This is a genomic window from Bacillus luti (assembly GCF_001884105.1).
In the GTDB taxonomy this organism is placed as follows: domain Bacteria; phylum Bacillota; class Bacilli; order Bacillales; family Bacillaceae_G; genus Bacillus_A; species Bacillus_A luti.
Genome location: NZ_MACI01000059.1, coordinates 1 through 19,740, shown reverse-complemented (window position 1 = coordinate 19,740; position 19,740 = coordinate 1). Strand labels below are relative to the sequence as shown.

Genomic DNA, 19,740 nt, shown 5'->3' with positions numbered 1-19,740 from the left:
TTTGCATAGTGAGCGAACGTAACCAACGCAAAGTTTATACTGGTCGTGTAGTGTCTGACAAAATGGACAAAACGATTACAGTTTTAGTTGAAACTTACAAAACTCATTCCTTGTACGGAAAACGTGTTAAGTATTCTAAGAAGTACAAAGCCCATGATGAGCAAAACCAAGCGAAACTTGGCGATATCGTTAAAATCATGGAAACTCGCCCGCTTTCTGCTACTAAGCGTTTCCGTTTAGTTGAAATCGTTGAAGAAGCGGTTATTATCTAAATAGACGAATCGGAATTTTTAGTCCGAAGGGAGGTTTCATAACATGATCCAACAAGAATCTCGTTTGAAAGTTGCTGACAACTCTGGTGCACGTGAACTTTTAACAATTAAAGTATTAGGCGGCTCTGGTCGTAAATATGCTAACATTGGTGATATTATCGTTGCTACGGTAAAACAAGCAACACCAGGTGGCGTTGTTAAAAAAGGTGACGTTGTTAAAGCAGTAGTAGTACGTACGAAGAGCGGAGCTCGTCGTCCGGACGGTTCTTACATCAAATTTGATGAAAACGCAGCGGTTATCATTAAAGACGATAAGAGCCCACGTGGTACTCGTATCTTCGGACCAGTAGCTCGTGAATTACGTGATAGCAACTTCATGAAGATCGTTTCTTTAGCTCCAGAAGTTCTATAATTTAAGGTATTGCCTTGCTAAGGAGGTGCAGAATTAAGATGCATGTAAAAAAAGGTGATAAAGTACAGGTAATCACTGGTAAAGACAAAGGAAAACAAGGCGTTATCCTTGTGGCTTTCCCAAAGCAAAACCGTGTTATCGTTGAGGGTGTCAATATCGTTAAGAAGCACTCTAAGCCATCTCAATTAAATCCACAAGGTGGAATTATTACTAAAGAAGCACCTATTCACGTTTCTAACGTTATGATTTTAGATCCGAAAACAGGTGAACCTACTCGTGTAGGCTTCAAAGTAGAAGATGGTAAAAAAGTTCGTATTGCAAAAAAATCTGGTGAATTATTAGATAAATAATTTTCTTAAGAAAGGAGGTCACTTCATTGAATCGCCTTAAAGAGAAGTTCCAAAAGGAAATTACTCCTGCTCTAGTGAGCAAGTTTAACTATAAATCTGTGATGGAAGTACCGAAAATCGAAAAGATCGTAATCAACACTGGTGTTGGTGACGCGGTATCTAACTCAAAAGCTTTAGACAATGCAGTAGAAGAATTAACACAAATCGCAGGTCAAAAACCTGTTGTAACTCGTGCTAAAAAATCAATCGCTGGTTTCCGTCTTCGTGAAGGTATGCCAATCGGTGCGAAAGTAACTTTACGCGGCGAGCAAATGTATGAGTTCTTCGACAAATTAGTGTCAGTTTCTTTACCACGTGTACGTGATTTCCGTGGTGTTTCTAAGAAATCATTCGATGGTCGTGGAAACTACACATTAGGTGTTAAAGAGCAACTTATTTTCCCTGAGATCGACTATGATAAAGTAAGCAAAGTCCGCGGTATGGACATCGTAATCGTTACTACAGCGAAAACTGATGAAGAAGCTCGTGAACTTTTAACACAATTCGGTATGCCATTCCAAAAATAATGGAAGCCAACGCTAAGTAGAGGAGGCGAAAACGTGGCTAAAAAATCTATGATAGCGAAACAAAAGCGTACTCCTAAGTTTAAAGTACAAGAGTATACACGTTGCGAACGCTGCGGTCGTCCGCATTCTGTATACCGCAAATTTAAACTTTGCCGTATTTGTTTCCGTGAACTTGCATATAAAGGTCAAATTCCTGGTGTTAAAAAAGCTAGTTGGTAAAACCCACAAATGGGAAGGAGGTAAAACACATGGTGATGACAGATCCAATTGCAGACATGCTTACTCGCATCCGTAATGCGAACATGGTACGTCATGAGAAATTAGAGGTTCCTGCTTCTAAAATCAAAAAAGAGATCGCTGAACTTTTAAAACGTGAAGGTTTCATTCGTGATGTAGAATACATCGAGGATAACAAACAAGGTATCCTTCGTATTTTCCTGAAATATGGTGCAAACAATGAACGTGTAATCACTGGATTAAAACGTATCAGTAAACCTGGCTTACGCGTTTACGCTAAAGCTGATGAAGTACCACGTGTACTTAACGGATTAGGTATCGCTCTTGTTTCTACATCTAAGGGAGTAATGACGGACAAAGACGCTCGTCAATTACAAACTGGTGGAGAAGTAGTAGCATACGTTTGGTAATATATATTTAAAACGAACGGAGGTGTGACCACATGTCTCGTATTGGTAAAAAGATTCTTGAAATCCCTGCAGGTGTTACAATTACAGTTGCAGAAGACAATACTGTAACAGTAAAAGGCCCTAAAGGTGAATTAACTCGTACTTTCAATGCTGATATGCTTATCAAAATTGAAGAGAATACATTAACAGTTGAGCGTCCATCTGAACAGAAGGAACACCGTGCATTACACGGTACAACTCGTGCTTTAATCGGAAACATGGTTGAAGGTGTAACTGCAGGTTTCGCACGCGGACTTGAATTAGTCGGTGTTGGTTACCGTGCCCAAAAACAAGGTGATAAACTTGTATTAAGCGTAGGTTATTCTCATCCAGTAGAAATGACTCCGGAAGCAGGTCTTGAAGTTGAAGTACCTGTACCAACAAAGATCGTAATCAAAGGTATCGACAAGCAACGTGTTGGCGAATTCGCTGCTAACATCCGCGCTGTACGTGCTCCTGAGCCTTATAAAGGTAAAGGTATTCGTTACGAAGGCGAAGTTGTTCGTCGTAAAGAAGGTAAAACTGCTAAGTAAACCCGTTAGGTGAGAGAAAGGAGTGACAAGAAAATGATCACTAAAGCTGATAAAAATGCGACTCGTAAGAAAAGACATGCACGTGTACGTGCTAAACTTACTGGTACTGCAGAGCGTCCACGTTTAAACGTGTTCCGTTCTAACCAACATATTTACGCTCAAGTTATTGATGATGTGAATGGTGTAACGTTAGTAAGTGCATCTACTCTTGATAAAGACCTTGCTCTTAACGGTACTAGCAATACTGAAGCTGCTACGAAAGTTGGAGAATCAGTTGCTAAGCGTGCTGTAGAGAAAGGCGTTAAAGAAGTAGTATTTGATCGCGGTGGTTACTTATACCATGGCCGTGTTAAAGCTCTAGCTGAAGCTGCTCGTGAGGCTGGATTACAATTTTAATGGTCAAAGGAGGGAAAATTGATGCATCGCATTGACCCAAGTAAATTAGAACTTGAAGAACGTGTAGTTACGATAAATCGTGTCGCGAAAGTTGTTAAGGGTGGTCGTCGTTTCCGCTTTGCTGCACTAGTTGTAGTTGGCGATAAAAACGGTCATGTTGGATTCGGTACTGGTAAAGCACAAGAGGTACCAGACGCAATCCGCAAAGCTATCGAAGACGCTAAGAAAAACTTAATCGCTGTACCATTAGTTGGTACAACAATTCCACACACAATCAACGGTCACTTTGGAGCTGGTGAAGTATTCTTAAAACCTGCTGCTGAGGGTACTGGTGTTATTGCTGGTGGACCTGTTCGTGCGGTACTTGAATTAGCTGGTGTACAAGATATTCTTTCGAAATCTCTTGGTTCTAACACACCAATCAACATGATTCGCGCTACTGTGAACGGATTAAGCGAACTTAAGCGCGCTGAAGATGTTGCAAAATTACGCGGTAAATCTGTAGAAGAGCTACTAGGTTAAGGAGGGAAAACAAATGGCGAAAAAGTTAGAAATTACCCTCACTCGTAGTGTAATTGGTCGTCCACAAGATCAACGTGCGACGGTAGAAGCTTTAGGTCTTAAAAAGTTGAATTCAACTGTAGTTAAGGAAGAAACTCCTGCTATTCTTGGTATGATCAACAAAGTTTCTCACCTTATAACTGTAAAAGAAGCTTAAGGATAACTCATTAATATAAGGAGGTGCCTGGGAATGAAACTTCATGAATTAAAACCTGCAGAAGGTTCTCGTAAAGTACGTAACCGTGTCGGTCGTGGTATCGGTTCTGGTAACGGTAAAACTGCTGGTAAAGGTCATAAAGGACAAAACGCACGTTCTGGTGGCGGTGTTCGTCTTGGCTTCGAAGGTGGTCAAACTCCATTATTCCGTCGTTTACCAAAACGCGGCTTCACAAACATTAACCGTAAAGAGTTTACTATTGTAAACTTATCAACGTTAAATCGTTTTGAAGATGGTACAGAAGTAACACCTGAATTATTGCTGGAAACTGGCGTTATCAGCAAGTTAAACGACGGTGTTAAAATTCTTGCAAGCGGAGCAGTAGAGAAAAAACTAACTGTTAAAGCGCACAAGTTCTCTTCAAGTGCTAAAGAAGCAATTGAAGCAGCTGGCGGATCAGTTGAGGTGATCTAATGTTTCGTACAATCTCCAACTTTATGCGCGTTGCTGAGATAAGACGTAAAATATTATTCACTTTAGCGATGTTAATCGTATTCAGGATTGGCACGTTTATCCCCGTGCCATTTACAAATGGAGACGTACTGAAGGCACAAGATCAATTAAATGCTTTAGGTATTCTAAATACATTTGGCGGTGGAGCCTTGAAAAACTTCTCCATCTTTGCGATGGGAATCATGCCGTATATTACAGCATCCATCATCGTGCAATTATTGCAGATGGATGTTGTTCCTAAATTTTCGGAATGGTCGAAGCAAGGTGAAATGGGCCGTCGTAAACTAACGCAATTCACGCGTTATTTTACAATTGTTCTTGCGTTTATTCAGGGGTTTGGTATGTCAATCGGTTTTAACGGTATGGTAGGTGGGCAATTAATTTTGAATCCTGGTTGGAGCACTTATTTATACATTGCTACGGTACTGACTGCTGGTACTGCATTTTTAATGTGGTTAGGTGAACAGATTACAGCTAAAGGTGTAGGTAATGGTATTTCCATCCTTATCTTTGGTGGTATTGCCGCAGCGATCCCAAGTGTTATATCTCAAGTGTATCAGCAACAGTTTCAAAATATCGGAGATCAATTGTTCATGAGTATCGTTAAAGTTGCATTGATTTTACTAGCTGTGCTAGCGGTTATTGTGGGTGTTATTTTCATCCAACAGGCTGTTAGAAAGATCCCAATTCAATATGCGAAGCGTGTAACAGGAGGAAATGGTGGTTATGCTGGAGCACAAAACACACATTTACCGCTTAAGGTAAATAGTGCTGGTGTTATTCCAGTAATTTTTGCTGTTTCATTCTTAATTACGCCTCCGACTATTGCACAGTTCTTCCCGGATCATGATGTATCGCAGTGGATTATTGCAAACTTTAACTATTCTCACCCAGTGGGAATGATCATATATGTTGCGCTCATTGTAGCCTTCACATATTTCTATGCATTTGTTCAGGTTAACCCAGAGCAAATGTCAGAGAATCTAAACAAGCAAGGTGGATATGTTCCAGGTATTCGTCCGGGTAAGAATACAGAACAATATCTAACAAAAATCTTGTATCGTTTGACCTTTGTAGGATCAATTTTCCTAGCAGCGATTGCAATCTTACCAGTTATCTTTACGAAACTGGGAAATCTTCCTCCGTCTGCACAGATTGGTGGAACGAGTATGTTAATCGTTGTCGGCGTTGCTTTAGAAACAATGAAGCAGCTAGAAAGCCAACTGGTAAAACGCCATTACAAAGGGTTTATCAAGCAGTGAGTAAGTGGGAAGAATCGTCTTCCCTACATGCTCATGTACTCTGAGGGGGAACAAGGATGAACTTAATTTTAATGGGGCTTCCTGGTGCTGGTAAAGGTACACAAGCCGAACAGATTGTTGCCAAGTATAACATCCCTCACATTTCAACAGGAGATATGTTCCGTGCAGCTATGAAGGCTGAAACTGAAATGGGTCTACAAGCAAAATCTTTTATTGATAAAGGTGCACTTGTTCCAGATGAAGTTACAATCGGAATCGTTCGTGAACGTTTAAGTCAAGAAGACTGCGTAAGAGGTTTCTTACTAGACGGTTTCCCACGAACTGTTGCACAGGCATCAGCTCTTGAAGAAATTATGAAAGATCTTGGCAAAAAAATCGACTATGTTTTAAACATTAATGTGGATTCAGGGTTGTTATTAAAACGCCTTACAGGCCGTCGCATTTGTAAAGAGTGCGGTGCGACTTACCACTTAGAATTCAATCCACCAGCAAAAGCTGATGTGTGCGATAAATGTGGTGGCGAATTATATCAACGCTCTGATGACAATGAAGAAACTGTAGCAAATCGTTTAGATGTAAATATTAAGCAAACAAAACCTTTGCTTGATTTCTACGAGGAGCTTGGTTACCTACAAAGCATTAATGGTGAGCAAGATATCAATAAAGTATTTGCTGATATCGATGTTCTCATCGGAGGCTTAGCGTAATGATAATCTGCAAAACTCCTCGCGAGATAGAAATCATGCGAGAAGCTGGCAGGATCGTTGCTTTAACTCATCAAGAGTTGAAACAACACATTACTCCAGGAATTACAACGAAAGAGCTCGATCAAATAGCGGAAAAGACGATTCAAAAATATGGTGCTACGCCATCTTTTAAAGGATACAACGGATTTCCGGGGAGCATATGTGCTTCTGTAAATGAAGAGCTTGTACACGGAATTCCAGGGAAGCGCAAGCTCAAAGAGGGCGATATCATCAGTATCGATATTGGTGCGAAATACAATGGGTACCATGGAGATTCTGCATGGACGTATCCAGTTGGAAACATTTCTGAATCTGTTCAAAAGCTACTTGATGTCACAGAAAAATCGTTGTATCTTGGTCTAGAACAAGTAAAACCAGGCGAGAGATTATCAAATATCTCACATGCGGTTCAAACCCATGCTGAAGAGAATGGATTCTCGATCGTTAGGGAGTATGTTGGTCACGGAATCGGGCAAGACTTACATGAGGACCCTCAAATCCCGCACTATGGTCCACCAAATAGAGGCCCTAGATTAAAGCCGGGAATGGTCATCTGTGTTGAGCCGATGGTGAATCAAGGAAGACGATATGTAAAAACACTATCTGATGACTGGACAGTGGTAACGGTAGATGGTAAATGGTGTGCCCATTTTGAGCACACGATTGCTCTTACAGAAGCAGGATACGAAATCCTTACCACTTTATAAGTAGCTGGCTCTCCGGGATTTCAGAGCAGTGTAAAATGTTACTGATTTGATGAAGGGAGAACTATTGAATGGCTAAAGATGATGTAATTGAAGTCGAAGGTACCGTTCTTGAAACGTTGCCAAATGCTATGTTCAAAGTAGAATTAGAGAATGGGCATGTCGTATTGGCTCACGTTTCTGGTAAAATCCGTATGAACTTCATTCGTATTTTACCAGGAGACAAAGTTACGGTAGAATTATCTCCGTACGATTTAAATCGTGGTCGTATTACGTACCGTTTTAAATAATATAGCACTCCGTAATCTTTAAGGAGGTTCGAGACATGAAAGTAAGACCGTCAGTTAAACCAATCTGCGAAAAATGTAAAGTTATTCGTAGACGTGGAAAAGTAATGGTTATTTGTGAAAACCCTAAACATAAACAAAAACAAGGTTAATCAGAAGGAGGTGCATTCGTAATGGCACGTATCGCAGGTGTAGATATTCCTCGAGACAAACGCGTTGTTATTTCTTTAACTTACGTATTCGGCATTGGTCGCACAACTGCTGAAAAAATTCTAACTGAAGCTGGTATTTCTTCAGAAACACGAGTTCGTGATTTAACGGAAGACGAATTAGGACGTATCCGTGATATCATCGATCGTATTAAAGTTGAGGGAGACCTTCGTCGTGAAGTATCTCTTAACATTAAACGTCTAATGGAGATCGGTTCTTACCGTGGTCTTCGTCACCGTCGTGGCTTACCAGTTCGTGGTCAAAATTCTAAAAACAATGCTCGTACACGTAAAGGTCCACGTCGTACAGTAGCAAATAAAAAGAAATAATAAGTAAAGGAGGTTGAACTAACAATGGCACGTAAAACAAACACTCGTAAAAAACGTGTGAAAAAGAATATTGAAGCTGGTATAGCTCATATTCGTTCTACTTTCAACAACACAATCGTAACACTTACAGATACTCACGGTAACGCACTTTCTTGGTCTAGTGCTGGTGCACTTGGTTTCCGTGGATCTCGTAAATCTACTCCATTCGCTGCGCAAATGGCTGCTGAAACTGCTGCTAAAGCTGCAATGGAACACGGTTTAAAAACTTTAGAGGTTACTGTTAAAGGTCCTGGTGCTGGTCGTGAAGCTGCAATTCGTGCTCTTCAAGCTGCAGGTCTAGAAGTAACAGCAATTAGAGATGTTACTCCAGTTCCTCATAATGGATGTCGTCCACCAAAACGTCGTCGTGTGTAATTTTTCTGTATAGAATTTTCCCTTTTGTCTATAATGGATATGATGCATTATCGAGAAATTTCGTACAGAAACATCGCTTGTTGTGCACAATCGGGAACTGCCTAAGGGGGACTTTCGGTTAGACAGGGGTTTATGCCTTTGTTTAACCGGGGTTTCGACGTTTTGAAGGAGGGTTTAGTTAATGATTGAAATCGAAAAGCCGAAAATCGAAACGGTTGAACTTAACGAAGATGCTAAATATGGTAAATTCGTAATTGAACCGCTTGAGCGTGGATATGGTACTACTTTGGGTAACTCCTTACGTCGTATTCTTTTATCCTCACTCCCTGGTGCCGCTGTTACTGCTATCCAAATCGATGGCGTATTACATGAATTTTCAACAGTTGAGGGCGTAGTAGAAGACGTTACGACGATCATCTTAAACTTGAAAAAGTTAGCTCTTAAAATCTACTCTGAAGAAGAGAAGACGTTGGAAATTGATGTGCAGGGCGAAGGTATTGTCACAGCTGCTGATATTACTCACGATAGTGATGTAGAAATCTTAAATCCAGATTTACACATTGCAACGTTAGCAAAAGATGCGCATTTCCGCGTGCGTTTAACTGCAAAGCGTGGCCGTGGGTATACGCCAGCTGATGCAAATAAAAGCGAAGATCAACCAATAGGAGTAATTCCTATTGATTCTATTTATACTCCAGTATCACGTGTGACTTACCAAGTGGAAAAGACACGTGTCGGACAAGTGGCTAATTATGATAAGCTTACGCTTGATGTATGGACGGATGGAAGCATCGGGCCAAAAGAAGCTATCTCTTTAGGTGCCAAAATCTTAACTGAGCATTTAAATATCTTTGTTGGTTTAACTGATGAAGCACAAAATGCTGAGATTATGGTCGAGAAGGAAGAAGATCAAAAAGAGAAAGTTCTTGAGATGACTATCGAAGAACTAGACCTTTCTGTTCGTTCTTATAATTGCCTAAAACGTGCAGGAATTAATACTGTACAAGAGCTTGCGAACAAAACAGAAGAAGATATGATGAAAGTTCGTAACTTAGGACGTAAATCCTTAGAAGAAGTTAAACATAAACTTGAGGAATTAGGTTTAGGTTTACGTAAAGACGACTGAGGATTTAAACCCATCAACAAAGGAGGGAACTACGAATGGCATACAGAAAATTAGGCCGTACAAGTGCGCAACGTAAAGCTATGTTACGTGACTTAGCTACTGATTTAATTATCAACGAGCGCATCCAAACGACAGAAACTCGTGCAAAAGAACTTCGTTCTGTAGTGGAAAAAATGATCACTTTAGGTAAACGCGGAGATCTTCATGCTCGTCGTCAAGCAGCAGCTTTCATTCGCAATGAAGTAGCTAACGCTGAGACTGGTCAAGATGCACTTCAAAAATTATTCGCTGATGTAGCTCCACGCTATGCTGAGCGCCAAGGCGGATACACTCGTATTGCAAAAATTGGTCCACGTCGCGGAGACGCAGCACCAATGGTAATTATCGAGTTAGTATAATGATAATTAAAAGGGCAGGACAGTTCTTTTCAAGAAACTGGTCATGGCCCTTTTTTTTAAATATAAAAATAGGCTAACTTGGCAAAAGAAAGGGTGCCTTGTATTGAAAAAAGAGAAACTTCGGACAGAAAATATATCATTTCAATATCCTGGGGCAGCCACTTATGCATTAAAAGATGTTTCATTTTCCTTATATGAAGGAGAATGGGTATCTGTTATTGGACAAAACGGTTCAGGTAAGTCTACACTTGCAAAATTATTGAATGGTTTGTTTTTACCAGAAGCAGGGACTATTACTGTAAATGATACAATAGTTTTATCAGAGGAAACGGTATGGGATGTTCGAAAACAAATTGGGATGGTATTTCAAAATCCGGATAATCAATTTGTTGGAACGACAGTACAAGATGATATTGTATTTGGCTTAGAGAATATCGGAATGCCAAGGGAGCAGATGATAGAAAGATTAGAACAGGCTCTGCAACTTGTCCGTATGGAAGATTTTCTTAATGATGAACCCCATTCGTTATCTGGTGGACAAAAACAGCGAGTCGCAATAGCAGGCGTTTTAGCGCTTCAGCCATCTATTTTAATACTAGACGAAGCAACGTCAATGCTAGACCCTCAAGGAAGACGTGAAGTAGTAGAAACGGTTAGACAGCTTGTTAATCAAAAAGGTATCACTGTGTTATCAATTACGCATGATTTAGAAGAGGCGGCACAGTCAGACCGGGTTATTATTTTAAACAAGGGAGAAATATTAGAGGAAGGGACTCCAGAGCAAATCTTCAAATCCTCTCATATGCTCCAAGAAATTGGATTAGATGTACCTTTTTCAGTAAAAATAGCAGAATTATTAAAAAGAAATGAAATTCTCTTGCAAAATACGCACCTTACAATGGAAAGCTTGGTGAACGAACTTTGGAGATTACATTCCAAAAAGTAGAACATCGTTATCAATATAAAACTCCATTTGAAAGACTCGCACTTTATGATGTAGACGTGTCGTTTCCAAGTGGGGGCTATTATGCCATTATCGGTCATACTGGTTCAGGTAAGTCGACGATGATTCAACATTTAAATGGTTTATTGCAGCCGACAAATGGTACAGTTCAAATTGGTGAACATCTCATTTCGGCAGGAAAGAAAGAAAAGAAGCTAAAGCCACTACGTAAAAAAGTAGGGGTTGTCTTTCAATTCCCAGAACATCAGTTGTTTGAAGAGACTGTGGAGAAAGATATTTGTTTCGGCCCTACAAACTTTGGGGTTTCTGTAGAAGAAGCGAAGCAAAAGGCCAGAGAGGTAATTGAACTTGTAGGATTAGATACAGAACTATTAACACGTTCTCCATTCGAGTTAAGTGGTGGGCAAATGAGGCGTGTTGCGATAGCGGGCGTACTGGCTATGGAACCCGAAGTGCTTGTATTAGATGAACCTACAGCAGGGCTAGATCCTAAAGGGCAGAATGAACTTATGGAGATGTTTTATAAGCTACATAAGGAGAAAGGTCTTACAGTTATCCTTGTAACGCATAATATGGAGGATGCTGCTAAGTATGCAGAGCAGGTTGTAGTCATGCATAAAGGAACGGTCTTTTTGCAAGGAAGTGCAGAGGAAGTATTTTCACATGCTGATGAATTAGAAAAAATTGGCGTTGATCTTCCTATGTCTTTAAAGTATAAACGTGCAATTGAAGAGAAGTTTGGCATTTCAATTCCAAAGGCTACCTTATCTTTAGAGGATCTTACTCATGAAGTTGTGCAGGTGTTACGAAAAGGTGGTCATGAATCATGCAGCAGTTGATTATTGGGAGATATATCCCAGGGAATTCACTTATTCATCAACTTGATCCACGTACGAAGCTGCTGATTGTCTTTTTATATGTATTTGTTGTTTTCTTGGCAAATAATGCGATTTCATATGGATTTTTATTTTTATATGCACTCATTGCTTTATTTTTTGCAAAAGTGCCGATTCGTTATGTACTTTCGGGCTTAAAACCAATTTTATGGATTTTTCTTTTTACATTTTTCCTGCATATTTTTACAAATAAAGAAGGGGATGTACTATTCCAACTTGGTTGGTTTTCTATACATGAAAAAGGATTAGAGCAAGGGATATACATTTCTATACGATTCTTCGTTATTATTCTAATGACGACATTATTAACGTTAACGACGACACCTATTGAGATTACAGATGGGCTGGAGACGTTATTAAAGCCATTGAAGCGTATAAAAGTTCCTGTTCATGAAATCGCATTAATGATGTCAATTTCTCTTCGTTTTATCCCGACACTAATGGATGAAACGAGTAAAATAATGAAGGCACAAGCGTCACGTGGTATTGATTTCGCAGGGGGCCCGATAAAGGATAGGATGAAAGCTATCATTTCATTACTCGTTCCTCTATTTATCAGTGCTTTTAAGCGTGCAGAGGACTTAGCAATTGCTATGGAAGCTCGTGGATATCAAAGTGGCGAAGGACGTACTAAATTTAGGCAACTGCGCTGGAAAACAAGCGATACAGTAACGATTATAAGCTTACTTTGTTTAGCTTGTATTTTGGCATGGGTGCGATCGTAATGGAGAATAGAGAAATGGATAGAATAAAATGTACGGTTGCATATGATGGCATGCATTTTTGTGGTTATCAAATTCAGCCGCAGCATCGTACTGTTCAACAAGAGATAGAGAAAGCATTGCAGAAATTGCATAAAGGAGAACTTGTTCGTGTTCAGGCATCGGGCAGAACGGATTCTACTGTTCATGCTAAAGGACAAGTGATACATTTTGATACACCGTTGTCTCTTGAAGAGTGGCAATGGAGCAATGCATTAAACACAATGTTACCAGATGATATTGTTATCAGACAGGTAGAGAAAAAAACAGAAGAATTTCACGCACGTTACGGTGTTGAGAGAAAAGAATATCGTTATCGTGTATTATTATCAAAGACTGCGGATGTATTCCGTAGAAATTACGTATATCAATATCCATATCCACTCGAAATCAACTCGATAAGAAAAGCGATCCCGTATTTTATTGGGACGCATGATTTCACTTCTTTTTGTTCGGCAAAAACTGACAAAAAGGATAAAGTGAGAACAATTTATGAAATTGAGCTAATTGAGCAAGATGATGAATTAATTTTTCGTTTTGTAGGTAATGGATTTTTATATAATATGGTCAGAATTATTGTTGGTACGTTACTGAGCGTAGGGCAAGGAAAGCTTGATCCTGATAGCATTCCAGAGATTCTCGCGAAACAAAATCGTCAGTTTGCTGGAAAGATGGCTCCAGGTCATGGGCTTTACTTATGGCAGGTAAACTATAACAACTAATCCTGGTGTAACATTTGCTTGACATTAGAAACTCAAAAGTATATCATAACATATGGTATTGTTTCTAAAACCACGATTAGCCCCGGAAGGAAATCGTGTTTAAGATAAACAATAGATTTTTTCTATGGAAAAGATAACGAGGAGGGAAACACATGCGTACGACTTTTATGGCAAAAGCTAACGAAGTTGAGCGTAAATGGTATGTGGTTGATGCTGAAGGTCAAACTTTAGGTCGCCTATCTACGGAAGTAGCATCTATTTTACGCGGTAAAAACAAACCTACATTTACACCACACGTTGACACGGGTGATCATGTAATTATTATTAACGCTGAGAAAATTCATTTAACAGGTAATAAATTAAACGATAAAATTTACTACCGTCACACTAACCACCCAGGTGGACTTAAGCAAAGAACAGCTCTAGAAATGCGTACAAACTACCCTGTACAAATGTTAGAGCTTGCAATTAAAGGCATGCTTCCAAAAGGACGCTTAGGCCGTCAAGTTTCTAAGAAACTAAACGTGTATGCTGGAGCAGAGCATCCACACCAAGCACAAAAACCAGAAGTTTACGAACTTCGCGGATAATCAATTAAAGGAGGGCTTACTTTGGCACAGGTTCAATACTATGGCACTGGACGTCGTAAGAGTTCAGTAGCGCGCGTACGCCTAGTTCCAGGCGAAGGACGCGTTATCATTAACGGTCGTGATTTTGAAAACTATATCCCATTTGCTGCATTACGTGAAGTAGTGAAACAACCTCTAGTTGCAACAGAAACTTTAGGTAACTACGATGTACTTGTAAACGTAAATGGTGGTGGATACACTGGTCAAGCTGGTGCTATTCGTCACGGTATTTCTCGCGCTTTATTAAAAGCTGATCCAGAATACCGTCTAACACTAAAACGTGCAGGTCTATTAACTCGTGACGCACGTATGAAAGAGCGTAAAAAATACGGTCTTAAAGGCGCACGTCGTGCACCTCAGTTCTCAAAACGTTAATTTTTGCGAACTACAAACCCCAACCATTTTGGTTGGGGTTTTTTTATGTTTCATTCCTCTTTTATAATTTTTGTTGCTTGGAATATTTTAGTGCTATCCGCTCGCGTATGCTTCTTCTCTAGAAGTTTAGACTAATACGTAGTAGGGAGGTTTATAAGTACTATGAATGTCATTGTCAGCTTACAAGAAAAACAAAAAGAAAAGCAGTTGAAATATGAACGAAAGATGCTGCGGGAATTATCATTAAAAACATTACGTTCAAATATTAGAGATGCCTTTCAGATGCAGGAGCTTCATCGTCAGTATGAAGATTACTGCATTGAATTAGGGATAGAATCGTATTTATTAGGAGCAAGATATAGTAAATTTGGCTATTATGGCGAATCGTTCTTTGATGTGAAATATAGAGCTTTAGAAGAAGAGCAACAATTAACAGAAACACTATTTCAATTTTTAACGAGCATGACTATGCGAGAAATTAAGTTACAAGATGAGGAATTACTTTTTGAATCTTGCCAGCAGTTTATCGGCTTATGGTGGCAGGAAGGATATGAAAAAGGTGAAAGAAGATATCGATTAAAGCTTCATTAAGACAAGCATAAACTTTCCTCTTGTCCCATATAAGTAATTAGAGGGACTAGCTGGAGGAGGAAAGGTATGAAGAGAATTCGAATTATCTCTTTTGCACTCGCTGCGGTTGTTTTGTTTTTTTTAGTTAAACAAGAGTTTCAAATTACAAAATCGTGGCGAGCTTGGAATTTACCCTTATCAGGGAAAGTAATTGTACTAGATGCTGGGCATGGTGGGCCAGACGGAGGAGCTGTTGGTGGAAAGGATATTATAGAAAAAGATATTACACTTGAGATTACAAAGAAAGTACAAGATTATTTACAAGAACAAGGTGCGTTAGTTATTTTAACGCGTGAGGGAGACTATGATTTAGCTCACAAAGATACAAAGTCCTATAGTAGACGTAAAGCAGAGGATTTAAAAAAGCGTGTAGAGATCATTAATAAACCTGATGTAGACTTTTTTGCAAGTATCCATTTAAATGCTTTAACAAGTAGTGGATCGAAAGGCGCACAAACGTTCTACTACCGTTCGTTACTTGAAAATGAGCGTGCTGCGAAATTTATACAAGCTGAATTGAGAACGAGTTTAGAAAATACGAATCGTTCCGCTAAAACGATTTCTCATGTGTACTTATTAAAGTATGCGAAAACACCAGGTGCTTTAATTGAAGCGGGCTTTTTATCGAATGTGAATGAAAGGTATATGTTGAATTCGGAGAAATACCAACAGAAGGTAGCTGCGGCTATATATCGTGGTATATTACGTTATTTCACGGAAAAAGGAAATCCTCCAGAATAAGGAGGATTTTTTTGAGTTTCTCTCGTTAACGAAGTTTTCCGAAAATATGTTATACTGGAAATGTAAACGCATTTATTTCAGGAATGAAAAGAGATATATTTAATTAACATTATGTTATTTTGCATACAGGGGGCTGGGCTAATTATGGTAACAAAAGAGCAAGTAGTGGAAGCGTTAGAAGGGATTGTAGATCCGTTTTTACATAAAACGTTAAAAGAAACAGGGGCAATTAAAGAGGTAACAGTCAAGCCTGATAAGGAACATGTAAGTGTTAAAATTGCAATCGTAAAAACCGGTACAGCAGAACAAATGCAATTGCAATCTGGAATTGTAAAGTTAGTAAAAGAACTAGGAGCAGCAACAGTAGGGCTTCGTTTTGCGGAATTCACAGAAGAGGAATTAGCTCAGTTTGCACCGGAACAAGAAGAAGAGCAAACGGAATCTTTATTGTCACCAAACTCAAAAACGACATTTTTAGCAGTGGCGAGTGGAAAAGGTGGAGTGGGAAAATCAACGGTTTCTGTTAACCTTGCAATTGCTTTAGCTCGTCTAGGAAAAAAGGTTGGTATTATTGATGCGGATATTTACGGTTTTAGCGTACCGGATATGATGGGGATAGAAAAACGTCCTATCGTAAGAGGCGATAAAATCATTCCGGTAGAGCGTCTAGGTGTAAAGGTAATCTCAATGGGATTCTTTGTAGAAGATAATGCACCGGTTATTTGGAGAGGGCCAATGCTTGGGAAGATGTTAAATCACTTCTTCACAGAAGTAGAATGGGGCGATTTAGATTATTTAGTATTAGATTTACCTCCAGGTACAGGTGATGTTGCGCTAGACCTACATTCGATGTTACCGGCTTGTAAAGAAATTATTGTAACGACGCCTCATCCAACAGCTGCATTCGTAGCAGCACGTGCTGGAGCAATGGCTTTACGTACAGAACATAGTATTCTTGGTGTTGTTGAAAATATGGCTTATTTTGAAAGTAAAGTAACTGGAGAGAAAGAGTATGTATTTGGAAGAGGTGGAGGAGATAAATTAGCTACAGAACTCCAAACGGATGTACTTGGCCGAATTCCACTCCAACAACCTGATTGGAATAAAGAAGACTTTGCACCGTCAGTATATGAAGATACACATACAACGGGTCTTATTTATCGTACGATAGCTGAGACAGTGATTGACAAAACAGCTGTCGCGCAAAAGTAAAGTAATAATGAGTGGATGATACATAGATCGTCCACTCATTATTATAGTTATTATTTTTACTGCTGTTCCTTATTCCCATCTTGGGAACCACCTTCACCGCCTGCTTCTTTTTTATCAGACCCGCCTTTTTCAGCTTTTTGCACACCTTTACTAATGATGTCAATCATCTTAGCTTGGAAGAGAGGGCTTTCAGCGGTTTCTGTTAGTACTTGTTGTAAATATTGACGGTATTCTTTACTTTTCATTGTTTGCAGCATCATTTTTTCTACTTCAGGGTTCTTCATAATTTCTATAACACCTGATTGGTATTCAGGATCTTTTAGGAGAGTTTTCATTAAGTTTGTCTGTTCTTTCCCCATACTTTTAGCAAATTTCGATGAGAACTCAGGGTCTTTAAAGAGCTTTTCCCAGAATTGTTGCCCTTTGTCGGATACCATTGCATCTTCAATCGTTTTCTTTACTACTGTTTCATCTAGTATGAGTGCTTGTTTCATTTTTTCATCTGTTAATACATCTTGAATGGCTTTCTTTCCTTGGTCGGTTTTTAAAATATCAATAATCATTTTCTTCGTTTGATCATAATCTAGTTCGGATTTAGCTTCTTTTTCTTGTGCACATGCTACAAGTGCGATAAATAGAAAAGAAGAAATCAAAACGAGTAGCATCCGTTTCATAAATTCGAACTCCTTTCAACACAGTTCTCTTTTTTAATATAAATATCTTTAAGGAATTTATACATGAACATGGCTAGCTTTTTGAAATTGTCATTGATACAATTTAATTAGAAATATACGAATAATGGGGGATGTGTTGTGAATAGCCGCAAGTGGGTACGCCTATTTTTAACGACGTTGTTTCTTGGTGGAATTAGTACGGTCTTTATCGGGTTTGTTTTAGAGTGGGACGAGTACGCTAAATTTTTTCAAAATTTCGACGTTAAGGAGATTCTAGCGATTTCTTTCTGGTTAATGGGAGTAGGATTTATTTTTAGTGTTATAAGTCAAATGGGGTTCTTTGCATATTTAACAATCCATCGTTTTGGACTTGGGATGTTTCGTTCATCCTCTTTATGGAATGCAGTACAACTCTTCTTTATTGCATTTGTATTATTTGATTTTGTGTATTTAAGATCTGTACTGATTGCAAATGGAGAGGTTTCATTAGGGAATAACGTACTTGTTGCTGGGGTGTTATTTGTGTTTGGAGCGATTGTTGCTTATGTAAAAAGTAAAGAAACGAATAAAAAAGCATTTGTGCCCGCCCTGTTCTTTATGGTTGTGGTAACAATTCTTGAGTGGGTACCGGCGCTTCGGATTAATGACACAGATTGGTTGTATTTAATGGTTATACCACTTTTATTATGTAATGCATATCAGTTACTTATATTACATCGTTTAATTGGAAGAGCGAGTAAAACTGTTTAATTAAGAAAATTATCTTTGGTTTTTACGTAGTGGTAGTTATATTACTGTGAATATCAGGATAGAAAAAAGCTCTATTATCTTTTATTAAGATAATAGAGCTTTTTATGTGTGAAGGGTAGTAGGGACATTACTTTACATCTTCACTTTTTGTACTTGTGTTGGAAATAAGTTGTGAAACGGATATTTGTTCATATCCATCACTCTTTAACTTTTGCAGAAGTAGTGGTAAAGCTTTATTTGTTTGGAGGGCAGAGTCGGATGCGTGTAATAAGACGATATCTCCACCTTTCAAATTATTAGAGACGGTCGAAACGATATTATTTACACCTGGGTTTTTCCAATCGTTCGAATTATTACTCCAGTGAACGATAGTATATCCGAGTGATTCAGCTACTTTAAGTGTTGCTTTGTTAAAGTCGCCACTAGGTGGACGTAATAGCTTGACTTGTTTCACGCCGAGTTTCGTAAAAACATCTTGTGCACGCAAAAGATCTCTTCGTATTTCATTTGTCTCTAGAGAAGTGTAGGACGTGTAATTATAGCCCATACTACCGATTTCATGTCCATCTTTCAGGATGCGTTCAACAATATCAGGGTGTCTTTCTGCCCATGCAGCAGAAAGGAAGAAGGTTGCATTCTTAATATCTCTTTCTTTAAGTGTATCAAGGATTGGAATAGCTTTTTTGTCTCCCCAACTAATATCAAACGTGAATGCAACTTGTTTTTTAGCCGTGTCTCCTTTGTAAATTACCTTAGGTCCTGTAGCTGTTGAAAAAGCAGACTCATGTGAATATGTTTTTAAAAAGAGAAGCCATGCTGTAAATAAGGAAAGTATTACTATTAAGCTAATGTGTTTAAAAGTTCTTTTACTCGTAATAAAAAAGAAAAACATAATATTACGCCCCTTTGTCCAATCCTTTTCAGTTACATATATGCTTAAAATATAAAAAAGAGAACAAGTGATTAACATCGTAAGTAGTGGATATAATGAATGAGAGGATTTTGATCAGTGAAAATGAGCGGAATGTTTATTGCCCCGTAAGGGATTATTGAGGTGATGATTTGCTTGGGATTATGTTGACGAAAGAAGAGAGAAAAGAAATGGAGTACATATTGAAGAGAGAGTTAGAGGAACTTTTATTTGATTTTGAAGATGAGCGTATTCATGACGTTGTAAAAAAAGCGATGGAAGAAAGATATAAAATCGTTTTTTGTTTATTTCGGAGAGTCGCTAATGCAGAGGAATGTATTCGTTATGTGAGAAAAAGAAGTTTTTATTAAAAAGTGTTGACGTTAATAGTTAATGTATGATAAATTAATAACCGTCGCTGATGCAGAAACGCAGAAAACGACAAAAAAGAAATTGAAAAACTTAGTTGACATTGAAAAACAAAGATGTTAACATAAGGAAGTCGCAAATGAGCGACCAAGTAGTTCTTTGAAAACTGAACGAAACAAACAACG

At 38.8% G+C, this 19,740-nt stretch carries 33 protein-coding genes; 31 read left to right on the top strand and 2 right to left on the bottom strand.

Annotation, left to right across the window (positions count from 1 at the left end):
• The first annotated feature begins 8 nt into the window (after nt 1-8).
• From rpsQ to BAQ48_RS13635, 29 genes are all read left to right on the top strand, one after another.
• On the top strand, nt 9-272 hold the full coding sequence (gene rpsQ / locus BAQ48_RS13775) for a 30S ribosomal protein S17 (protein WP_000004106.1): 264 nt from the start codon (nt 9-11) through the stop codon (nt 270-272).
• Between the two features lie 43 nt (nt 273-315).
• Entirely contained in the window at nt 316-684 is a 369-nt protein-coding gene (gene rplN, locus BAQ48_RS13770; protein ID WP_000615912.1) for a 50S ribosomal protein L14, read from the top strand.
• Nucleotides 685-722: 38 nt separating this feature from the next.
• Nucleotides 723-1,034, top strand: coding sequence for a 50S ribosomal protein L24 (gene rplX, locus BAQ48_RS13765; protein WP_000558200.1), 312 nt, complete (start codon nt 723-725; stop codon nt 1,032-1,034).
• Nucleotides 1,035-1,060: 26 nt separating this feature from the next.
• A complete protein-coding gene (gene rplE, locus BAQ48_RS13760; RefSeq protein ID WP_001080829.1) occupies nt 1,061-1,600 on the top strand; it encodes a 50S ribosomal protein L5 in 540 nt (179 codons plus the stop codon).
• 33 nt (nt 1,601-1,633) lie between these two features.
• On the top strand, nt 1,634-1,819 hold the full coding sequence (gene rpsN / locus BAQ48_RS13755; protein WP_001085700.1) for a 30S ribosomal protein S14: 186 nt from the start codon (nt 1,634-1,636) through the stop codon (nt 1,817-1,819).
• A gap of 29 nt (nt 1,820-1,848) precedes the next feature.
• Nucleotides 1,849-2,247, top strand: coding sequence for a 30S ribosomal protein S8 (gene rpsH, locus BAQ48_RS13750; protein ID WP_000245511.1), 399 nt, complete (start codon nt 1,849-1,851; stop codon nt 2,245-2,247).
• Between the two features lie 32 nt (nt 2,248-2,279).
• A complete protein-coding gene (rplF, locus tag BAQ48_RS13745; RefSeq protein ID WP_000086557.1) occupies nt 2,280-2,819 on the top strand; it encodes a 50S ribosomal protein L6 in 540 nt (179 codons plus the stop codon).
• A 33-nt stretch (nt 2,820-2,852) separates the two neighbouring features.
• On the top strand, nt 2,853-3,215 hold the full coding sequence (gene rplR, locus BAQ48_RS13740; RefSeq protein ID WP_000628818.1) for a 50S ribosomal protein L18: 363 nt from the start codon (nt 2,853-2,855) through the stop codon (nt 3,213-3,215).
• Nucleotides 3,216-3,236: 21 nt separating this feature from the next.
• Nucleotides 3,237-3,737 carry a 30S ribosomal protein S5 gene (gene rpsE / locus BAQ48_RS13735; protein WP_000554646.1) on the top strand — a complete coding sequence of 167 codons (501 nt, stop codon included), beginning with the start codon at nt 3,237-3,239 and terminating at the stop codon, nt 3,735-3,737.
• A gap of 13 nt (nt 3,738-3,750) precedes the next feature.
• On the top strand, nt 3,751-3,933 hold the full coding sequence (rpmD, locus tag BAQ48_RS13730) for a 50S ribosomal protein L30 (RefSeq protein WP_001085231.1): 183 nt from the start codon (nt 3,751-3,753) through the stop codon (nt 3,931-3,933).
• 33 nt (nt 3,934-3,966) lie between these two features.
• Nucleotides 3,967-4,407 carry a 50S ribosomal protein L15 gene (gene rplO, locus BAQ48_RS13725; protein ID WP_000766083.1) on the top strand — a complete coding sequence of 147 codons (441 nt, stop codon included), beginning with the start codon at nt 3,967-3,969 and terminating at the stop codon, nt 4,405-4,407.
• Nucleotides 4,407-5,708 carry a preprotein translocase subunit SecY gene (gene secY, locus BAQ48_RS13720; protein WP_000490116.1) on the top strand — a complete coding sequence of 434 codons (1,302 nt, stop codon included), beginning with the start codon at nt 4,407-4,409 and terminating at the stop codon, nt 5,706-5,708. Before rplO ends, secY begins: the two co-directional genes overlap by 1 nt.
• Nucleotides 5,709-5,764: 56 nt before the next feature.
• Nucleotides 5,765-6,415 carry an adenylate kinase gene (locus BAQ48_RS13715; protein ID WP_001048996.1) on the top strand — a complete coding sequence of 217 codons (651 nt, stop codon included), beginning with the start codon at nt 5,765-5,767 and terminating at the stop codon, nt 6,413-6,415.
• Nucleotides 6,415-7,161, top strand: coding sequence for a type I methionyl aminopeptidase (gene map / locus BAQ48_RS13710; RefSeq protein ID WP_000582539.1), 747 nt, complete (start codon nt 6,415-6,417; stop codon nt 7,159-7,161). Before BAQ48_RS13715 ends, map begins: the two co-directional genes overlap by 1 nt.
• 68 nt (nt 7,162-7,229) lie before the next feature.
• On the top strand, nt 7,230-7,448 hold the full coding sequence (gene infA / locus BAQ48_RS13705; RefSeq protein ID WP_001029884.1) for a translation initiation factor IF-1: 219 nt from the start codon (nt 7,230-7,232) through the stop codon (nt 7,446-7,448).
• Between the two features lie 35 nt (nt 7,449-7,483).
• The gene (gene rpmJ, locus BAQ48_RS13700) at nt 7,484-7,597 is read left to right on the top strand and encodes a 50S ribosomal protein L36 (protein WP_000868344.1); all 114 of its coding nucleotides are present in this window, start codon (nt 7,484-7,486) and stop codon (nt 7,595-7,597) included.
• A gap of 21 nt (nt 7,598-7,618) precedes the next feature.
• Entirely contained in the window at nt 7,619-7,984 is a 366-nt protein-coding gene (rpsM, locus tag BAQ48_RS13695; RefSeq protein WP_000090790.1) for a 30S ribosomal protein S13, read from the top strand.
• A 24-nt stretch (nt 7,985-8,008) separates the two neighbouring features.
• Nucleotides 8,009-8,398 carry a 30S ribosomal protein S11 gene (gene rpsK / locus BAQ48_RS13690; RefSeq protein ID WP_000101798.1) on the top strand — a complete coding sequence of 130 codons (390 nt, stop codon included), beginning with the start codon at nt 8,009-8,011 and terminating at the stop codon, nt 8,396-8,398.
• A 181-nt stretch (nt 8,399-8,579) separates the two neighbouring features.
• Nucleotides 8,580-9,524 (top strand): DNA-directed RNA polymerase subunit alpha, encoded by a 945-nt coding sequence (locus BAQ48_RS13685; protein ID WP_000569643.1) that lies wholly within the window; start codon nt 8,580-8,582, stop codon nt 9,522-9,524.
• Nucleotides 9,525-9,559: 35 nt separating this feature from the next.
• On the top strand, nt 9,560-9,922 hold the full coding sequence (rplQ, locus tag BAQ48_RS13680) for a 50S ribosomal protein L17 (RefSeq protein WP_000331490.1): 363 nt from the start codon (nt 9,560-9,562) through the stop codon (nt 9,920-9,922).
• A 103-nt stretch (nt 9,923-10,025) separates the two neighbouring features.
• Nucleotides 10,026-10,868 (top strand): energy-coupling factor ABC transporter ATP-binding protein, encoded by an 843-nt coding sequence (locus BAQ48_RS13675; protein WP_000711779.1) that lies wholly within the window; start codon nt 10,026-10,028, stop codon nt 10,866-10,868.
• Entirely contained in the window at nt 10,844-11,725 is an 882-nt protein-coding gene (locus BAQ48_RS13670; RefSeq protein ID WP_071711512.1) for an energy-coupling factor ABC transporter ATP-binding protein, read from the top strand. Before BAQ48_RS13675 ends, BAQ48_RS13670 begins: the two co-directional genes overlap by 25 nt.
• Nucleotides 11,713-12,507 (top strand): energy-coupling factor transporter transmembrane component T family protein, encoded by a 795-nt coding sequence (locus BAQ48_RS13665; protein WP_001186522.1) that lies wholly within the window; start codon nt 11,713-11,715, stop codon nt 12,505-12,507. Before BAQ48_RS13670 ends, BAQ48_RS13665 begins: the two co-directional genes overlap by 13 nt.
• 14 nt (nt 12,508-12,521) lie before the next feature.
• Entirely contained in the window at nt 12,522-13,265 is a 744-nt protein-coding gene (gene truA / locus BAQ48_RS13660) for a tRNA pseudouridine(38-40) synthase TruA (protein WP_060633077.1), read from the top strand.
• 152 nt (nt 13,266-13,417) lie between these two features.
• Nucleotides 13,418-13,855, top strand: a complete 438-nt coding sequence (rplM, locus tag BAQ48_RS13655) for a 50S ribosomal protein L13 (protein ID WP_001260795.1) — start codon at nt 13,418-13,420, stop codon at nt 13,853-13,855.
• A gap of 21 nt (nt 13,856-13,876) precedes the next feature.
• Nucleotides 13,877-14,269: a 30S ribosomal protein S9 gene (gene rpsI, locus BAQ48_RS13650; protein WP_000079986.1), complete on the top strand. Its 393-nt coding sequence runs from the start codon at nt 13,877-13,879 to the stop codon at nt 14,267-14,269.
• 162 nt (nt 14,270-14,431) lie between these two features.
• Nucleotides 14,432-14,860, top strand: coding sequence for a YbaK family protein (locus tag BAQ48_RS13645; RefSeq protein ID WP_001101006.1), 429 nt, complete (start codon nt 14,432-14,434; stop codon nt 14,858-14,860).
• A gap of 66 nt (nt 14,861-14,926) precedes the next feature.
• Complete coding sequence (cwlD, locus tag BAQ48_RS13640) at nt 14,927-15,640, top strand: N-acetylmuramoyl-L-alanine amidase CwlD (protein WP_071711511.1); 714 nt, start codon at nt 14,927-14,929, stop codon at nt 15,638-15,640.
• A gap of 144 nt (nt 15,641-15,784) precedes the next feature.
• Nucleotides 15,785-16,852: an Mrp/NBP35 family ATP-binding protein gene (locus BAQ48_RS13635; protein WP_071711510.1), complete on the top strand. Its 1,068-nt coding sequence runs from the start codon at nt 15,785-15,787 to the stop codon at nt 16,850-16,852.
• Nucleotides 16,853-16,908: 56 nt separating this feature from the next.
• Here BAQ48_RS13635 and gerD read toward each other — a convergent pair whose 3' ends face one another.
• On the bottom strand, nt 16,909-17,526 hold the full coding sequence (gene gerD, locus BAQ48_RS13630) for a spore germination protein GerD (RefSeq protein WP_071711509.1): 618 nt from the start codon (nt 17,524-17,526) through the stop codon (nt 16,909-16,911).
• Nucleotides 17,527-17,664: 138 nt separating this feature from the next.
• On the opposite strand from gerD, the gene kbaA reads away from it, so the two are divergent.
• Complete coding sequence (gene kbaA, locus BAQ48_RS13625; RefSeq protein ID WP_071711508.1) at nt 17,665-18,276, top strand: KinB signaling pathway activation protein KbaA; 612 nt, start codon at nt 17,665-17,667, stop codon at nt 18,274-18,276.
• Between the two features lie 127 nt (nt 18,277-18,403).
• On the opposite strand, the gene pdaB is transcribed toward kbaA, so the two are convergent.
• Nucleotides 18,404-19,168: a polysaccharide deacetylase family sporulation protein PdaB gene (pdaB, locus tag BAQ48_RS13620; RefSeq protein WP_071711507.1), complete on the bottom strand. Its 765-nt coding sequence runs from the start codon at nt 19,166-19,168 to the stop codon at nt 18,404-18,406.
• Nucleotides 19,169-19,338: 170 nt separating this feature from the next.
• Between pdaB and BAQ48_RS13615 the strand changes: the two genes are divergently transcribed.
• Complete coding sequence (locus BAQ48_RS13615; RefSeq protein WP_000900684.1) at nt 19,339-19,557, top strand: hypothetical protein; 219 nt, start codon at nt 19,339-19,341, stop codon at nt 19,555-19,557.
• The last annotated feature ends 183 nt before the right edge of the window (nt 19,558-19,740 follow it).

Excerpts from the sequence above, each read along its gene's own strand:
- rplN (WP_000615912.1), top strand. The coding sequence starts at position 316 with ATGATCCAACAAGAATCTCGTTTGAAAGTTGCTGACAACTCTGGTGCA.
- rplX (WP_000558200.1), top strand. The coding sequence starts at position 723 with ATGCATGTAAAAAAAGGTGATAAAGTACAGGTAATCACTGGTAAAGAC.
- rpsH (WP_000245511.1), top strand. The coding sequence starts at position 1,849 with ATGGTGATGACAGATCCAATTGCAGACATGCTTACTCGCATCCGTAAT.
- rplF (WP_000086557.1), top strand. The coding sequence starts at position 2,280 with ATGTCTCGTATTGGTAAAAAGATTCTTGAAATCCCTGCAGGTGTTACA.
- rplR (WP_000628818.1), top strand. The coding sequence starts at position 2,853 with ATGATCACTAAAGCTGATAAAAATGCGACTCGTAAGAAAAGACATGCA.
- rpsE (WP_000554646.1), top strand. The coding sequence starts at position 3,237 with ATGCATCGCATTGACCCAAGTAAATTAGAACTTGAAGAACGTGTAGTT.
- rpmD (WP_001085231.1), top strand. The coding sequence starts at position 3,751 with ATGGCGAAAAAGTTAGAAATTACCCTCACTCGTAGTGTAATTGGTCGT.
- rplO (WP_000766083.1), top strand. The coding sequence starts at position 3,967 with ATGAAACTTCATGAATTAAAACCTGCAGAAGGTTCTCGTAAAGTACGT.
- secY (WP_000490116.1), top strand. The coding sequence starts at position 4,407 with ATGTTTCGTACAATCTCCAACTTTATGCGCGTTGCTGAGATAAGACGT.
- BAQ48_RS13715 (WP_001048996.1), top strand. The coding sequence starts at position 5,765 with ATGAACTTAATTTTAATGGGGCTTCCTGGTGCTGGTAAAGGTACACAA.
- map (WP_000582539.1), top strand. The coding sequence starts at position 6,415 with ATGATAATCTGCAAAACTCCTCGCGAGATAGAAATCATGCGAGAAGCT.
- infA (WP_001029884.1), top strand. The coding sequence starts at position 7,230 with ATGGCTAAAGATGATGTAATTGAAGTCGAAGGTACCGTTCTTGAAACG.
- rpmJ (WP_000868344.1), top strand. The coding sequence starts at position 7,484 with ATGAAAGTAAGACCGTCAGTTAAACCAATCTGCGAAAAATGTAAAGTT.
- rpsM (WP_000090790.1), top strand. The coding sequence starts at position 7,619 with ATGGCACGTATCGCAGGTGTAGATATTCCTCGAGACAAACGCGTTGTT.
- rpsK (WP_000101798.1), top strand. The coding sequence starts at position 8,009 with ATGGCACGTAAAACAAACACTCGTAAAAAACGTGTGAAAAAGAATATT.
- BAQ48_RS13685 (WP_000569643.1), top strand. The coding sequence starts at position 8,580 with ATGATTGAAATCGAAAAGCCGAAAATCGAAACGGTTGAACTTAACGAA.
- rplQ (WP_000331490.1), top strand. The coding sequence starts at position 9,560 with ATGGCATACAGAAAATTAGGCCGTACAAGTGCGCAACGTAAAGCTATG.
- BAQ48_RS13665 (WP_001186522.1), top strand. The coding sequence starts at position 11,713 with ATGCAGCAGTTGATTATTGGGAGATATATCCCAGGGAATTCACTTATT.
- truA (WP_060633077.1), top strand. The coding sequence starts at position 12,522 with ATGGATAGAATAAAATGTACGGTTGCATATGATGGCATGCATTTTTGT.
- rplM (WP_001260795.1), top strand. The coding sequence starts at position 13,418 with ATGCGTACGACTTTTATGGCAAAAGCTAACGAAGTTGAGCGTAAATGG.
- BAQ48_RS13645 (WP_001101006.1), top strand. The coding sequence starts at position 14,432 with ATGAATGTCATTGTCAGCTTACAAGAAAAACAAAAAGAAAAGCAGTTG.
- cwlD (WP_071711511.1), top strand. The coding sequence starts at position 14,927 with ATGAAGAGAATTCGAATTATCTCTTTTGCACTCGCTGCGGTTGTTTTG.
- BAQ48_RS13635 (WP_071711510.1), top strand. The coding sequence starts at position 15,785 with ATGGTAACAAAAGAGCAAGTAGTGGAAGCGTTAGAAGGGATTGTAGAT.
- gerD (WP_071711509.1), bottom strand. The coding sequence starts at position 17,526 with ATGAAACGGATGCTACTCGTTTTGATTTCTTCTTTTCTATTTATCGCA.
- pdaB (WP_071711507.1), bottom strand. The coding sequence starts at position 19,168 with ATGTTTTTCTTTTTTATTACGAGTAAAAGAACTTTTAAACACATTAGC.